The organism is Bacteroides sp. Ga6A2, assembly GCF_000702225.1.
Taxonomy (GTDB): domain Bacteria; phylum Bacteroidota; class Bacteroidia; order Bacteroidales; family Bacteroidaceae; genus Ga6A1.
On the sequence record NZ_JNKX01000012.1, the window covers coordinates 118265 to 134840 of the forward strand.

Sequence of the window (16576 nt, forward strand, 5' to 3'; positions counted from 1 at the left end):
TATGAAGAATTTTATTACCACAGCCTTGCTGCTTTGCTCGGCTTTGGCTTATGGACAGACTGTCTATGTGTCGCCTAACGGAAACGATGCCAATGACGGCTCGGCTGGCAGTCCTAAGGCAACGCTGGCAGGAGCGTTTCGCGCCATTCGTGCGCTTCCTGGCGAGCCTGATTTGAAGGACGGCCAGAAAGCTTCTTCAAACAACGAGTCGAAGAAAATCGTGATGGCTTCGGGTGAATACTGCGTCTATGAGCCAATTTTCGTACGTCCAGAGGATAGTGGCGTGGTTGTCGAGGGCAACGGAGCCGTCATCTCTGGCGGAGTTAAAATAAGCGGTTGGAAGAAGCAAGGCAAACTTTTGGTTGCCGACGTGCCCGATTTCTGCGGACGCCCGTTCAGTTTCCGCCAGTTGTATGTAAACGGACAGAAGGCTGTGCGCGCCCGCGATGTCGAGGATTTCGACAAGATGGCAAGAGTCAAGTCGCTCGACAAGCCCAACCAGATTCTGTACGTTCCGGCAACGCCAGCCATCAAGAAACTTAAGCAGGGTGGCATTGGATATGCCGAAATGGTGCTTCACGAGATGTGGTGCGTGGCAAATCTGCGCATCAAGTCGATTGAAATAAAGGGCGACAGTGCCGCCGTAACGTTCCATCAGCCGGAAAGCAAGATTCAGTTTGAGCATCCTTGGCCGTGTCCGATGATTACGACCGACGGACACAACTCTGCTTTCTATCTCACGAACTCGATGGCGCTGCTTGACAAACCCGGCGAGTGGTTTCACGATATAAAATCGAACAAACTTTATTATTATCCGAGGGCGAGCGAGACGGTGAAGGAAGCCGTCGTTCCAGCCGTCGAAACGCTTCTCAGAGTTGAAGGAACGATTGATGCTCCAGTCAAGAATGTCGTGTTCAGGAATCTGACATTCAGCCATTCAACATGGATGAGACCGACCGAGAAGGGGCATGTTCCGCTTCAGGCTGGAATGTTTCTGACTGATGCCTACAAACTGCGTCCGAGCATCATCCGCCCAGACCGGAATCATAAACTCGACAATCAGGGATGGCTTGGCAGACCGGCTTCTGCCGTTGTCGTTAAGGCTACAAGCGGAATCAGTTTCGAGGAATGTACGTTTGCGCATCTCGGCTCGTCGGGAATCGACTATGAATGGGCAACGGAAGGCGGAAACATCATCGGATGCACGTTCTGTGACATCGCAGGAAACGGCATCGTTGCCGGAAGTTTCTCGCCTGAGGCGTTCGAGACTCACCAGCCTTACGATCCTTCGGACGGTCGCGAGGTTTGCCGTGGTCTGAACATCGTAAATAATAAGATTTCCGACGTAACCAACGAGGATTGGGGAACGCTTGGCATCTGCGCCGGATTTGTGCGCGATGTGATTATTGCCCACAACGAGATAAGCGAGGTGTCGTACAGCGGAATAAACCTTGGCTGGGGCTGGACGCAGAGCGTAAACTGTATGCGCGGCAACGAGGTGTACCGAAACGTGATTCACCATTATGCCAAGCACATGTACGATTGCGCCGGAATCTACACTTTGGGGGCGCAGCCAAAGACGTTCGTAACCGGAAATGTGGTTTACAGCATCTATCATCCGTCGTATGCGCACGACCCTAACCATTGGTTCTATCTTTATACCGATGAGGGCTCGAGCTTCATAACCCTCACCGACAACTGGACCGAAGGCGACAAATTTCTTAAGAATGCCACCGGGCCGGGCAACGTGTGGGAGAATAACGGTCCGGAGGTGAGCGACAGCATAAAATCGCTTGCCGGAATCAGAAAAAACATAGACATCGATGCTTTGCGAAAGGAGATTAGGACAAGAAAAAGCAAGAAATAAAACTTAGATAAACAAATGAACAAATTATATATAACACTGATGGCTTTTGCGATGAGTGCCGCAGCCTCTGCCCAGACTTGGATTTGGTATCCGGGTGACTACGAGATTTGGCTCGGAAACAAGATGAACAACCGACGCACCGAGCGAGGAGCGTTCTTCCCGCCGTTCTGGAAGACCGACACGCACTATCCGGTTGTGGAATTTAGCACGAAGATTGACCTTGCCGCCGATGAGGAGGTTGAAATTGCTTCGGAAGGCAAATTCAACATCAAACTCGACGGAAAACTTCAGTTCGGAATGCCGTCGAAGTTCCGTCTTCCTGCCGGAAAACATTCACTCAACATAAAGGTTTGGAACCAGAATACTCCGCCGGCAATCTTCGTAAGCGGAAAGACCGTGAAGAGCGGTTCGGACTGGAAGGTTACATACGAGGATAAAGAATGGATTGATGAGAGCGGAAAGGCAAGCGACACATCGGCAACAGTCTACATGTCAGCCGGTTGCTGGAACTTTAATTCGGCAGAAGAGAAGCCTTCGGAATTCTCTCTTTCGCGCAAGCCGATGGATGCCGTTCAGAAGAAATCAGCCAAGGACGGAATGTTGTTCGACTTCGGAAAAGAAACTTTCGGCTATCTCACCCTGAAGAATGTAGAGGGCAACGGAACGGTTAGCATCTACTACGGCGAAAGTCCCGAGGAGGCTTTGGATACCGAGCATTGCGAAACGCTCGACAAGATAAGTTACACGGCATCAGAGATAACAGATTTGGCTGTGAACGATGCCGCTGCAAGAAAGTCGGAATACACGCTCGGCAATAGCAAGGCTTTCCGCTATGTCTATGTTGTTGCCGACAATGGCATGAAAGTTGGCGACGTTGGCATGGACTACGAGTTCAGTAAGGTTGATTATCGAGGCTCGTTCAAGTGCAGCGACGATGAACTGAACAATATCTGGAACGTGGGAGCATACACAATGCACCTCACCACGCGCGAGTTCTTTATCGACGGAATAAAGCGCGACCGCTGGGTGTGGAGTGGCGATGCCGTTCAAAGCTATCTGATGAACTACTATCTGTTCTTTGACAGCGAGACAGTTAAGCGAACCACATGGCAACTCCGTGGAAAAGACCCTGTTACGAGTCATATTAACACCATTATGGATTATACATTCTATTGGTTTGTTGGAATTTATGACTATTATATGTACACTGGCGACAAGGAATTCGTTAAGCAGATTTATCCGCGAATGCAGTCGCTGATGGAGTATGTGATGGGCAGAACAAACAAGAACGGAATGGTTGAGGGCATGACAGGCGACTGGGTGTTTGTTGATTGGGCTGATGGCTATCTCGACAAAAAGGGCGAACTCTCTTTCGAGCAGGTTCTTTTCTGCCGAAGCCTTCAGACAATGGCACTCTGTGCTGATTTGGCAGGCGAGAAGGCCGATGCCGAGAAATTCTCTAAACTCGCTGTAAGCCTAAAGGCAAAGTTGATGCCAGCCTTCTGGAACGAAGATAAAAAGGCTCTGGTTCACAACAGGGTTAACGGCAGTCAGAGTTACGCTGTTACGCGATATTCAAATATGTTCAGCGTATTCTTCGACTATTTTACCGATGAACAGAAGCAGCAGATAAAGAAGAGCGTTCTGCTTAACAACAATATTCTTGGCATAACAACGCCTTACATGCGGTTCTACGAACTCGAGGCTCTCTGTCAGCTTGGCGAGCACGACAACGTGATGAAGGAGATGAAGAACTACTGGGGCGGAATGTTGAAGGAAGGCGCAACAAGTTTCTGGGAGAAGTACAACCCGACAGAGAAGGGCACTCAGCACTTGGAGATGTACGGTCGCCCTTACGGAAAGAGCCTCTGCCACGCATGGGGAGCAAGTCCGATATATCTTCTGGGCAAGTATTATCTCGGCGTGCGTCCAACCAAGCCGGGATACGAGGAATATGTTGTAGAGCCTCATCTCGGCGGTCTTAAATGGATTGAAGGCGATGTGCCAACGCCAAACGGCTGCATTCACGTTTACATGGACAAGAAAGTCGTAAAAGTTAAGTCAGGCGAGGGCAAGGGAACGATAATCGTAAAGACTAAGAACGGTAAGAAAATCGTTTCTGTTCCGGCAGGCGAAGAAGTAAACGTAAAACTCTGATAATGCAAAATATAGCTCGGCTGAAAATGCCGGGCTTTTTTTGTAAAAAAAGATTCTGGTCATGCAAGGTTTCTGAAAAAACTGCATTATGTTTGCAGAATTTACCCCAAAAAATAAATATGAAAAAATACTTAATCATTCTTTTTAGCCTTTTGGCAGTGTTTACTTTTACATTGTGTTCAGACGATGAAAAAGACGATGAGAAAGATTCTGTAACAGAAGTGAATATCTACGTTTCCGACGAAACCGACATCATGTACGATTTGTTTGATGGCGAATGCACTTATCCTATTGAGTGTATGCTTGTAAAAGAAGGAGATGCCGGCGATTGGCAGAAACTGCCTTTCGGCTTTATCGAAGGCTTTACTTACGAGAAGGGACATTCGTATACTCTTAGGGTGAGTAAGACGACTCTTGCCAATCCACCTCAGGACGCACTGAACTTTACTTACAAGATGAAGGCGATATTAAAGGACGAGGTCATTTCAGAGCCTGATGTCCCGGCAGTTGATATAAAGTCAGAGGCTGATATTGAATACGAGGAAAGGTGTCCGTTTGTCAAGTATGCCGTAGATTCGCCCGTGTTGATAGATAAGGACGGTAAAATCTATACATCAAACGGCAGAGAACGTCCGTCATTCAAGTATTGCCGCATCTATCTGAATAACATTCTTGATAAGGGTGATCCGAACTGGATACTGTTCAACAGAGTGCAATATGTGGCGATGTATGCCTATGTCTTTTCGCCGTTGTCAGACAAGGTTTCACTTGTTTCTGTATCAGGAGACGGTCCTTTGCTGAAAGATATCATTTCTGAGTCTGAGTTTGACAATATCGTATCGAAATCCGCAGTTGGCGAAGAACTGAAATTCGTTGTTGTGTTGGTCAATGTTTACAAGAAAGGACTCCAGCGGTTGGAAATCGTAATCAGAAAATGCTGATGGCGGCTCGTTCATAAGAAAAACAGCGAAAGGCTCGTGAAATTACGGCTTTTTCGCTGTTTTTTTCTATCTCGCATTGTTCGTCTTTACCTTGCTGAGTTTTACCTTTTTTGCATCAGAAAGATGGAAAGGCGGACGTTCATCGTGTTTTTTGGTCGAAAGGCTGATGTTCTTCAGCCTGATGCCCTCGGCATGAGTTATGGCGAATCCCCATGCCGGCTGAATGCCGTGTGCCGACGGCTCGGGATAGTTTGCCTCGCCAAACTGATTGGCTTTTCGTGCCGACGGAATGAAGAACGGATTCACTCCGCGCTGCTCGCGCACATCGTCGAGCGTTATGCCGCCGCGATATTCGATGTTTACGTTTTTAATGCTCACGTTTCGCACGGGATGTCCCTTTGTGCCGGCAATGATGCAGGCGTAGCGGCTGTCGGCATCCTTCACGCTCACGTTGCTGATGCTTATTCCGTTTACCGACGAATGATGAAAACCTTCTGGTGCTCTCATGCGGTCGCCCAGCCTGATGTAGATAGGCGAGTTGCAGATGTCGTTCATCTTAATGTCGCTAACGCTTACATCCTCGATTGCCGCGCCGTCTACTGTTTCCAATGCAAGACCGCGGCAATGCTCGAATGTGCATCGGCGTATTGTTATATGTCTGAATCCGCCGTTCGATTCCGTGCCCAGTTTTATGCGCCCTGTCGGACCGTCGCCGTCGGGTGCTTTTACGGATGTTGTGGCACGTGTTCCGTCAATCATCGTGCCTATGTCGAAACCGCTAACGTGGCAGTCCTCAACCAGAACGTGCTCAGTTGGTTTTTCGCGGCCAAGCGCGTATGAACATTTCAGCACGATGGCATCATCGTTTATCGTATTTACCTTGCAGTTTCTAATTACCACGCGCTCGCAGCAGTCAATGTCAAAGCCGTCGCGGTTGGTGTCGGCCGTTACGTCCTCAATCAGAAGGTCGTCGACACCAGTGAGGAGAAGGGCGAAATGTCCGCATCTCAGAAAACTCAATCCTCGAACTGTTACGTTGCGACAGTCGCGCAGGGCCAGAGCTTTGTTTGCCAGAGTCTTGCCGTTGATGTTGTTCTTGATGCCGCGCGACAGAACGTCCGTTCCGTCTATGAGTCCTTCGCCCTCGAGCGTAACATCATGCAGATTTTCGCCCCAGATGAGCGAGTTGTGCCAGTGGCTGTGTCCGAAGTCCTGAAAGTGCGAATCGTTCGGCTCAGGTTCGTCGTATCCGGCTTCTGACGATACTTGCGCCGCCTTGATTACTGCACCTTTCTCGAGCCTCAGCGTAATGCCCGATTTCAGTCTGATTGAGTAGCAGAGATATTGTCCTTCGGAAATCAGTACCGTTCCGCCGCCATCTTCCGCCGCCTTGTCGATAGCTTCGTTTATGGCTGGCGAGTCGATGTGCTTTCCGTTGCCCATCGCCCCGAAATCCTTTACGTTGTATGTGGCTGCGAGTCCGCTTGTAAGATGCAGCGAAAACAGCGCGAGAAATACTGTGTAGTTAATCTTGTTCATTTGTCTATGAGTTTTTCTTTTTTACTTCCGACGGAAGGATTCCGAACTCCTTTTTGAACGTCTCGCGGAAGTGCGACATCTGGTTGAAGCCCGTCATCATGGCGGCTTCGGTAACGTTGTAGTCGCCGCTCTCGAGCAGTTTGTAGCAATGTTGCAGGCGGAACTTCCTGATGTATTCCTTGGCGGTCATTCCTGTAAGAGCCTTAACCTTGCGGTAGAACGTGCTGTGGCTCATCGCCATCTTGTCGGTAACGAACGGAAGGTCGATGTCTTGGTTCATTATGTTGCCGGTTATGATGTCGTTAAGTTTGTCGAGAAACTCTTGGTCGAGACGGCTAAGTTGAGCCACGTTTATCGTCTGCATAGGTTCTTCGACAACCTTTTCGGGTTCTATGCTGCGGTTGCTTATGTATTCGGCCAGTCTACGGCGAGCCGTGAGCAGATTCTTTATTCGGCTTGCCAGAAGTTTGGCGGTGAAAGGCTTTGTGATGTACGAGTCCGCTCCGCTGTCGTAGCCATCTTCCTTGTCCTCGTCGCTGTCTTTGGCTGTGAGAAGGATTATCGGAATGTGGCTCGTGCGGATGTCGCCCTTCAGCATTCGCGTAAGCTGAATTCCGTTCATCTTCGGCATCATGATGTCGCTTACAATTATGTCTGGAATCTGTTCCTGAGCCATCTGCACGCCCTCTTCGCCGTTTGTTGCCTCGATTATGCGGAAGTCATCGCAGAACGAGTCGGCAATGTACTGGCGGATGTCGGCGTTGTCTTCGACAACCAGAAGAGTCGGCATTGATGTGCCCTGTGTCTCTTGCTCCGAATCCTGCATATCTTCTTCCGAATCTGTCAGAACAGACTCGTCATCCTTGTGCAGTGCGTTTGGATAAGTATTGTCGATACTTAGCGACAGAGTGAAGCAGCTGCCTCGGCCTTCGGTACTCTCAACGCTCAGTTGTGCCTCGTGAAGGTCGGCGAGCGATTTTACGAGAGCCAGTCCGATGCCCGTTCCCGATGCCTGATGTCCGTCGTTTGCCTGATAGTAACGCTCAAAGACGTGCGGCAGGGCTTCGGGGCTGATGCCGTAGCCTGTGTCGGCAACCGATATGCTTACCATTCCGTCGTCTGCCATGCTTACGGTTGTACAGATGCTGCCTTCTTCGGTATATTTAATGGCGTTAGAGAGCAGATTGTTAAGCACGGTGGTTATGATTTCGGAGTCGAAGTAGATGTTTGGCAGATTTTCGTCGATGTTGAGTTCGAACTTCACCTTCGGATTTCTGTTCAACTCGTTGTAGTAGAGACCGATTTCGCGCACAAATTTGCCCAAATCGCCCTTTGCCACGGTAAGGCGGCGGTTTTGCGTCTCGGCTTTTCTGAACTCCAGAATCTCGTTAATCAGTTCGCGCAGTCTGTCTGCGCTCTTCTGAATCATCGAAACGCGTCGGCGGCACGTCTGCGGAAGTTGTTTGTCGTCTGCCAAGTCCTCGAGCGGACCGAGGATGAGCGTTAGCGGAGTGCGCAGTTCGTGGGTTATGTTGGTGAAGAATCTCAGACGTTCCTCGTTCAGTTCCTGCTTCTGCTGGCTCTCGCGTTTTTCCAGTTCGAGCGAGTTGCGCAGCGTCAGTCGGCGTTTGTACGAGCGCATCAGCCACACAATCCACAACATCAGTGCTATTGTGTAGAGAATGTAGGCCCACCAAGTGCGCCAGAACGGCGGATTGATGATAATCTCGAGTTGAGTCTGCTTGGCATTCTCCCAGTCCTGATTCTTCAGTTTTGCCCTCAGAATGAAGGTGTAGTGCCCCGGCTGTAATCCGCGGAAGATAACGTCGTGGTCGTTGTCTATGTTGTACCACTTGTTGTCCATACCTTTCATCATGTACGAGTATTCAACGCTCTCGGCCTGCGCAAAATCGCGCACGGTAAATGTAAGGCGAATGGTGTTCTGGTTGTATTCCGTGTAGACACGTTTTTGCGAGTCGGGCATCAGTTGCTGAAGTATCGTGTTCTTTCCTTCGGAAGCATAAAAGCCGAAGTCAATAATCTGAGCGTCAGAAACTTGCGAATTTCGGTTCAATAACTGCGGATTGAAGAAGCATGCGCCCGATGCCGAGCCGAAATATATCGTTCCGTCGTTGCCTGTTATGGCTGCTCCGCTGGCAAATCCGGTAGGCTGATGCGTGTCTTGAACGCCGAAATTATAGAATCTTTTTGAATCATGGTCGAAGCGCGACAATCCCGAATAAGTGCTTAGCCAGATGTCGCCGTCGCCGCTTTGTTGCAGAGCTTGAAGATGAATGTCGTTAAGTCCTTGCTGGCGGTCGTAGCAACTTATGCCTTTCAGATTAACCGGGTCGGCAAGATGGATAAGTCCTGCATCTGTAGCCAACCATAATCCCGAGTTTTTGCGGTCTTTTATAACCTGCCTTATCTTGTTGGTCGGAAATCCGTTTGGCGTGGTAAGATGTTTGTACTTGCTCGTTTTCAGGTTAAATGAATAGATGCCATCGCCAAGTGTAGCGATAAACACTTGATTATTCGATGTTTTCAGAATACAGGTGATAGGCGAGTGCAGCATTTTGCTTATTGCCTCGTGCTTCACTATTTTTCCGTAATGATACTTGTATGCGCCGTATTCTGCGCCAATCCAGATGTTTCCGTCTGCATCTTCGTAGAAAGAATGGATGTCCGAGCCTTCGGGAAGAATCCTGATGTGTTCAAACTGCTCTGTCTTTCGGTCGAAGCGGAAGACACCTTGGTCGTCGATGCCTATCCACACGTTTCCGTTGCGGTCGGTCATCATGCAGCGCGGAAAACTGAATTCACGGTGCATCTTGTTCTGTCCCGACCATTGTCGCGTCATTTTCAGGTCGTGCCACAGCGACAGACCGTTTTCGTTGGCAATCCACAGTCCGTCGGACTTTGTGTCGTTTGCCATCGCGTTTATCGAGTGTTTTCCGTCAAGAATGTTAAAGTCGGACTTCTGCGCGCTGATGAAGTCAATGCCGGTGCTGTGGTTTCCAATCCAAACGTTGCCGTAAGGGTCTTGCAAGACGCTTCGCGTGTTAAGCGATGATGTTTTCACCGAAACGTTCTCGTAGCACAGAACGGCATTGTCGGGCGACAGAACCTTTATTCCGCCGATGTCTGTGGCAATCCACAGCGTGCCGTCGTTCATCTGTTTTATGTCGTATACGTTGTCTTCGAATCCGTTTGCGCCCGAAACCTTGCTGAAAGTTCCGGTGTTGGGGTCGAAGCGTGCCAGTCCGCGGTCTGTTCCGACCCATATTCGCTGCTGACGGTCTTTGTAGATGCATCTCACGTTGTTTCCCGGCAGTCCGTCCTTTTTCTCCTTCTGATACCGATAGTTTGTTGTCTGCCCTGTGCTCAGGTCAACAATGCTCATTCCGTGCTGAGGATGACCAATATACAGATGTCCTCTTCCGTCTTCTATTGCACATTTGTTGTCGTGAAGTTCCTTCAGCTTAAGACTGATTGGCTGGAACTTACCTTTTTCAATCTTCAGTTTCTGAACCTCGCCGTTGCCATAAACAAGCCAAACGCCGTCGGATGCCGACGCAATGTTGTTGATACTCGATTTTACCAGACCATTGTAGGCATTTAGAATCTCGGTCGTGCCTTTTGTGGGGTTGTAGGCGGCAAGTCCGCGCTCCGTGCCTATGAGCATCAGTCCCGATGGCTCGTGCCAGTAGAGCGATGATATGTACTGTCCGCTCACAATCTCGCTTGTAACTACCGGCTGACACATTTTTCCGGCTATGCGGTTAACTCCGCTTTCGGTAGCAGCCCAAACGTAGCCCTGTCCGTCTATGGCGATGGCGTTTACAAAATTGTTCGACAGTCCGTCCGACGAATTTATGCATTTCGAGATATTGTGAACCTGAGCATACGGCATCAGGCTGCACAGCACAAATGTTATTGTTAAAATTATTTTCTTTCTCATGACAATCTTCAAAAGGATTTTTTCAGCCTTGTTAATTTTCGATTGTTTATAATAATGTGTTGTATATTCTTTGCAAATATACAAAAAAGAGTAGGTAAGTAAAACTGCGAAATCGCTTTTCGGGAACATTGACGCGTTAGTGTACTCATTTTGCTGAATTATTGTGTTTTTTACGTTGAAAATCTATGTTTTTGTCCCATTCTGCTGAAAAACCATACTCTAAATGGCAGAAATATGTCGGTATATTCTTGATAAATCTTTCTACTTTTGTCGCAATCAAGTCGACGAAATCTATTACCATGGATTGTTTCGAGAGACTTAACAGAATACTAAAACCAATGTTTCTAAAAAGAAGCGTGAACATAAAGTGAACATTTTAGTTAACTATAATTTTAATTTTAAAGGTTATTATGGAAGTAAAAAAGAATCCAAAGAGTCGTTCTGCCATGAGCGGAAAGGCTGACAAGAAAGGTTTCTGCCGCAGATGTCAGAACTTTCTTATTCTTGTCCTGATGGCTCTATGCCCGGCTTTTGCCATGGCACAGGGACAGCAAGTGACGGGAAATGTCGTTGATGAGTCGGGCGACCCTATCATTGGTGCAAGCGTGCAGGTAAAGGGCACAAGCAACGGTACTATAACCGATTTTAACGGAACTTTCAACATTTCTGGTGTATCAAAGAATGCGAATCTTGTTATCTCTTACATCGGATTCCGCACTCAGACTATTCCGGTTGCAGGAAAAAATGATATCAAGGTCATTCTTGAAGAAGACAAACAACTTCTCGACGAGGTTGTGGTTGTTGGTTACGGTATGCAGCGCAAGACCGACGTAACCGGAGCACTTACCCGTGTGGGCGAGAAGGAACTCAACTCTAAGCCTGTGGCAAATGCTTTTCAGGCATTGCAGGGAAAGGCTGCCGGAGTTGATATCACCACCAACGAGCGTCCGGGAACTGTTGGTAGCATCAGCATTCGTGGTCAGCGTTCAATCAATGCTGGCACAGATCCTCTCTATGTTGTAGATGGTGTGCCATTGCAGGCTGGCGGTATCGAGTCTATCAACCCTCGCGATATCGAGTCTATCGACATTCTGAAGGATGCTTCTTCTACTGCCATCTATGGTAGCCGAGGCGCAAACGGTGTTGTTCTGGTAACAACAAAGCGCGGTCAGGAAGGCAGAACTCAGGTCTCATACGGTGGCTCTTTCACATTCGAGAAGATTGTCGACAAGAGCCCTGCAATGAGTGCAAGCGACTATATTACATGGCAATGTACAACCAGAGCCCAAGCAAGTACACTCCGGGCAATCAGCCAACCAAGGAGCAGGATAGCGAGTTCTTCAAGGGCGATAACACTGCACTTGCCAACGTAATGAAGGGCTGGGAGAGCGGAACTTGGGACGGCTCAAAAGTAACTGATACCGACTGGACTGATTTCGTAACTCAGACAGGTATCACTCAGGAGCACACGCTTAGTGTTCGCGGTGGTACTAAGAATGTATCTGGCTTTGTTTCTTTTGGTTACATGAAGAACAAAGGTACTCAGAAAGGTCAGGAGTACGAGCGTTACAACTTCTCGGCATCTGCCGATGTGTTGGGTAACAAGTGGTTTAAGGCTGGCGGCTCTTTCAACGCATCTTACAGCGTGCAACAGTATGGTTATTCTAAGGCATACGGAACAAGTTCTGGTCCTACCGATATCTATGGTGCAGCAAAGGCTATTCTTCGTTATACATTGCCATACGATGAAGAAGGAAATATCATCACTCAGCCGGGTGGTTCAACAACAAACACATATTCAATCATAGATGAGTGGACAAAGTCTAACGATAATCGTGAAAACTATCGCGTTTTGGGCAGTTTCTATGCTCAGATTGACTTTGGCAAAATGTGGGAGAAGTTAAGTGGCTTGCAGTGGAAGACACAGTTCGGCCCTGAGTTGCGCTACTATCGTAACGGAAACTTCCTCGATGCAAGTTCTATTAGCCGTGCAGGAGGTAACAATACAGTTAGCCGTGACGATGAACGCCAGTTGGCTTGGACTCTCGACAATATGTTGCTCTTCAACAAAGAGTTTGGCAAGCATACGGTTGGCGTTACTCTGTTGCAGAGTGCTTCAAAGTCAAACAAAGAGGAAAGCAAAATAAGCGAGGAGAACATTCCTATTCCTTCTTTCCTATGGAATAATCTTGGTGCTGTTGATGTAACAGACTCTAAATATAAGGTAGGCATTGGCTCAGATTTGAACGAAACTGCCATGACATCTTATATGGCTCGTGTAAACTACTCTTTCATGGAGCGTTACTTGCTCACTGCTTCTGCCCGTTGGGATGGTGCGGCTGTGCTTGCTCAGGGCAACAAGTGGGATTTCTTCCCATCTATGGCACTTGGCTGGCGTATGGAGCAGGAGGAATTCATGAAGGATTTCGATTGGCTCGACCAGTTGAAGGTGCGTGCCGGTGTCGGTGTTACAGGTAACTCGGCTGTTTCTCCTTACGGAACACTTGGCGTAATCAGTTCTTACTGGATGCCATTCAGCACAGGTAACTCACAGATTTTGGTTACTAACGAGCCTTACTATTCAAGCGGTTCAAACCTTATGCCTAACAAGTATCTGGGTTGGGAGAAGACAACTCAGTGGAACTTAGGTTTCGACTTCAGTGTATTGAAGGGACGTATTGGCGGTACAATCGATATCTATACATCTCGTACAAATGATTTGATTCTTAATGTTAGCATTCCTTCAATTAACGGTTATCCGGCAATGAAGTCAAACATCGGCCAGACAAAGAACAAGGGTTTCGAGTTCACTCTTAACACAATTCCTGTTCTGACAAAGGATATTACTTGGAACTCAAATATCAATTTTGCATGGCAGAAGGATGAAATCGTTGAACTTGCTAACGGAAAGCAGGACGATGTAAATAATTCTTGGTTCATCGGACAGTCTATCGGCGTTTTCTATGGCTATCAGAATGCTGGCTTGTGGCAGGAGAGCGATGCCGAGGAGATGGCTAAGTTCAACGCTAACGGCGAGAAGTTCACAGCCGGTAACGTTCGCCCAGTAGACCAGAACGGCGACTATAAGATTGATGCTTCAGACCGTGTAGTTCTTGGCAACAAGAATCCACGCCTTACAGCAGGATGGTCTAACACTGTATCTTGGAAGGGCTTGGAGATTACTATCGAGTTGCAGGGACGCTTCAAGTATATGATTAGCACTGGCGGCGAAGGACAGCTTGGTATGTACCAGCAGCGCGAAATAAGCTACTGGACTCCAGAGAATACCGGTGCTGAGTGGCAGAAGCCTATCTACAACCAGTCTGGTGGTGACCCATATTCTGGTCTGCTCGGTTTCAAGGACGCATCTTTCATCAAGGTTCGCAATTTGTCTCTTGGATATACCCTCGACAAGAATCTGCTTAAGAACCTTGGCATCAGCAACTTGAAGTTCTATATTCAGGGGCGCAACCTTGGTATGCTCTACTCTTCAGTAGACTTTATGGATCTTGATACAAACAAGACTTATTTCAACCGTGGCTTCACTTTGGGTATGCAGGTTGATTTCTAAAATAATAAACTTAATAGAATTGTTTGAATATGAAATATATAAATAACAAGATTGTTGGCGGTGCATTGTGTATGCTCTCGCTGCTTGGAACTACATCATGTAGCGACGATTTTCTGAAAGAAGATGCCGGCCACAAGTACACAGATGCTCTGCTCGAGGAGGAGACTGGAGCTCTTCAGATGGCAGCCGGTCTCTACGCCAATATCCGCTGGCACTTCGGATATGAGTGGGCATACGGTATCAACCTTTACGGTTGCGACGAGTTCACTAACGGTGCCGACCTTACTTCGGAGTGCTGGAACACATACGATAACCGCCTTAATCCGCAGGACTTGACTCCGGCTCTTGGTGCTGCAAACAAAAACTGTCCGGCCGTTTCGGCTCTGTGGGATCAGATGTACTACGGAATCTCAACAGCCAACCTTATTATTAGTGGCGCAGACAAGATTTCGAACGAGGAATCTCGTAATAAGGTAAAGGGCGAGGCTCATTTCCTTCGCGGATACAATTACTATCGTCTGTTTGCACAGTATGGTGGCGTTGCTCTCGAAACCGAGCCTGCAAACGGTAATGTAAAGAAGTATTACGAGCGTGCAACAGAGGAGCAGACACTTAATCAGGTTATTTCTGATTTTGAGGAGGCTTATAATCTTTTGCCAGAAGATAAATGGCGCGGAAACGGTACATGGACAAAATATACTGCCGCTCATTTCCTTGCAAAGGCTTTGTTGTTCCGTCAGTCAGAGCGTTGCTCTAAGTGGAACTCTGCATACGACAAGAGTAAGGACTTGAACCGCGTAATCTCTCTTTGCGACGAGGTTATTGCAGCATGCCCGCTGGCTGCAGACTATTGGGATCTTTACGGAAAATGGACTGGCGTTGATTGCAAGAACGAGGGCTTGTCTGAGATTCTGATGGCTGCCGAGCATAACGAGGATAAGTCAACCCAGGGTCGCTTCGGAAACCGTACATACAACTATTTCGACCCTCAGTTCTCTAACTTCTCTGGCGGTTGGGTTCAGCGCGGTCAGTACATCGGTGGTATGGACTTCCAGCGTTGCCGTCCAACAGAGTACAGCTACAGCGTATTCGACAACGTGAACGATGCCCGTATGTGGAAGACATTCAAGACCGTATACGGATTGAATAACATCGCTTTGGCTGCTGATGATACAAAAGACAAGAATGGCAATATCGTACAGGGCGTAAAGTCAAAATATGGCATAACCGATGAACAAGTTCCTGATTTGGGTGACGAAGGTATCATCTTTATCCTCAACAAGAAGTCTGACACTCGTTTCGACGAAAATCCTTACGGAACTTTCGGTCGTGGCGGCGATGTTCACAACTTCGTCAACCCTCTCACTGGAAAGTGGGTTCCTAACGCATTCGTTACATTCCAGAACGGAAAGTATGTGCTGAATACTTACACTGGCAATCCTTCAACTTCAAATGTATTCTGCGGAATCAATAAGACTGCCGACGGTACACGAACAGGCGAGAAGGGTGATGCTCATCGTGATGTAATCATGGCTCGTACCGGCGAAACTTATCTTGTAAAGGCTGAGGCTCAGGTTCGTCTTGGCAACTATCAGGATGCAATCAGTACGGTTAATGTTCTTCGCGCCCGCGCCCAGTGGAAGAACGGCGAGGACAGAAGCTACTACACCGACGGTTCTATGGCTTTCTTGAAGGCTGATGGTGGCGATAACGATAACTCTACCGCAACATCTACATCAGTAAAGAAAAACAAGGACAAGAATGGCAAGGTGCTGAATAATACAGAGGCTTACTACGCTTCGATGACTCACAAGAATACATATTATCTCTCAACAGGCATCGAGGAAACAAAAGAGGCTTCAAACCTTCAGATTGAAAGTTATTCGAATCTGCCAGCCGAGGATGAGGCTATCTTGCAGGCATTGGGCTGTACTTCAGACTACGACCGTATGCTGAACTTCATCTTCAACGAGCGTTCTCGTGAGCTTCTTGGCGAGTGGAACCGTTGGGAGGAACTATCACGCGCAGGATTGCTTATTTCACGTGCCAAGGCATTCAACCCTGAGGCTACTGGCATAACAGCCAACAAGCATGAGTTGCGCCCAATTCCACAGAAGTTTATCGATGCCCTCCAGAACGAAGACGGTACAAACTTGTCTGAAGAGCAGAAGAAAGTATGGCAGAATAATGGTTATTAAAATTTAAGATAAGAGTTTTTGTTTTATTTCTGCAAATAAGCAAAGTGTGCTTAGTATTAGTATTAACAGTAAGGAGGGTGTGTCAAAATAGGCACATCCTCTTATTTGTTTTTTTACAGGCACGGCGTGGAAAGATTCTTTCTATGCCGCTTTTTTGATGTAAAATCTGTCACAAGCACCCACGAAGCCGCATTTTGCGTTATATAGTCGGTATATTGGTATAAAAACAGCCTTTGAGAGACCGTTCTGTGCCTGTTTTCTCATCACGGCAGCCATTTTCTTGATGTCAAAGGCAATGGCGAAGAAGGCAAAGTCCATGGTGACCTTGCCCTTGCCGAAGTG

8 protein-coding genes and 1 pseudogene are annotated in these 16576 nt (G+C 47.8%); 6 read left to right on the top strand and 3 right to left on the bottom strand.

Features of this window, described 5'->3' with window-relative positions; genetic code table 11:
* Position 1 precedes the first annotated feature (1 nt).
* From T538_RS0103445 to T538_RS0103455, 3 genes are all read left to right on the top strand, one after another.
* Positions 2-1867, top strand: coding sequence for a right-handed parallel beta-helix repeat-containing protein (locus tag T538_RS0103445; RefSeq protein WP_031532166.1), 1866 nt, complete (start codon positions 2-4; stop codon positions 1865-1867).
* A 15-nt stretch (positions 1868-1882) separates the two neighbouring features.
* Entirely contained in the window at positions 1883-4024 is a 2142-nt protein-coding gene (locus T538_RS0103450) for an alpha-L-rhamnosidase-related protein (RefSeq protein WP_031532167.1), read from the top strand.
* 119 nt (positions 4025-4143) lie between these two features.
* Complete coding sequence (locus T538_RS0103455; RefSeq protein ID WP_031540809.1) at positions 4144-4965, top strand: DUF4377 domain-containing protein; 822 nt, start codon at positions 4144-4146, stop codon at positions 4963-4965.
* Positions 4966-5031: 66 nt separating this feature from the next.
* Here T538_RS0103455 and T538_RS0103460 read toward each other — a convergent pair whose 3' ends face one another.
* The gene (locus T538_RS0103460) at positions 5032-6504 is read right to left on the bottom strand and encodes a rhamnogalacturonidase (protein WP_031532171.1); all 1473 of its coding nucleotides are present in this window, start codon (positions 6502-6504) and stop codon (positions 5032-5034) included.
* Positions 6505-6508: 4 nt separating this feature from the next.
* The gene (locus T538_RS0103465) at positions 6509-10465 is read right to left on the bottom strand and encodes a hybrid sensor histidine kinase/response regulator transcription factor (RefSeq protein WP_031532172.1); all 3957 of its coding nucleotides are present in this window, start codon (positions 10463-10465) and stop codon (positions 6509-6511) included.
* 410 nt (positions 10466-10875) lie between these two features.
* Between T538_RS0103465 and T538_RS18770 the strand changes: the two genes are divergently transcribed.
* From T538_RS18770 to T538_RS0103480, 3 genes are read left to right on the top strand one after another with little or no spacing between them, the layout of a single operon-like run.
* Positions 10876-11838 carry a carboxypeptidase-like regulatory domain-containing protein gene (locus tag T538_RS18770; RefSeq protein WP_231497057.1) on the top strand — a complete coding sequence of 321 codons (963 nt, stop codon included), beginning with the start codon at positions 10876-10878 and terminating at the stop codon, positions 11836-11838.
* Positions 11736-14036 carry a SusC/RagA family TonB-linked outer membrane protein gene (locus T538_RS16985; protein WP_231497058.1) on the top strand — a complete coding sequence of 767 codons (2301 nt, stop codon included), beginning with the start codon at positions 11736-11738 and terminating at the stop codon, positions 14034-14036. The genes T538_RS18770 and T538_RS16985 overlap by 103 nt, the downstream gene beginning before the upstream one ends.
* Positions 14037-14065: 29 nt before the next feature.
* Positions 14066-16234: a RagB/SusD family nutrient uptake outer membrane protein gene (locus T538_RS0103480; RefSeq protein ID WP_031532173.1), complete on the top strand. Its 2169-nt coding sequence runs from the start codon at positions 14066-14068 to the stop codon at positions 16232-16234.
* Between the two features lie 141 nt (positions 16235-16375).
* Here the strand turns inward: T538_RS0103480 and T538_RS18315 are convergent.
* A pseudogene (locus T538_RS18315) lies at positions 16376-16576 on the bottom strand (IS5/IS1182 family transposase); the annotation flags it as partial.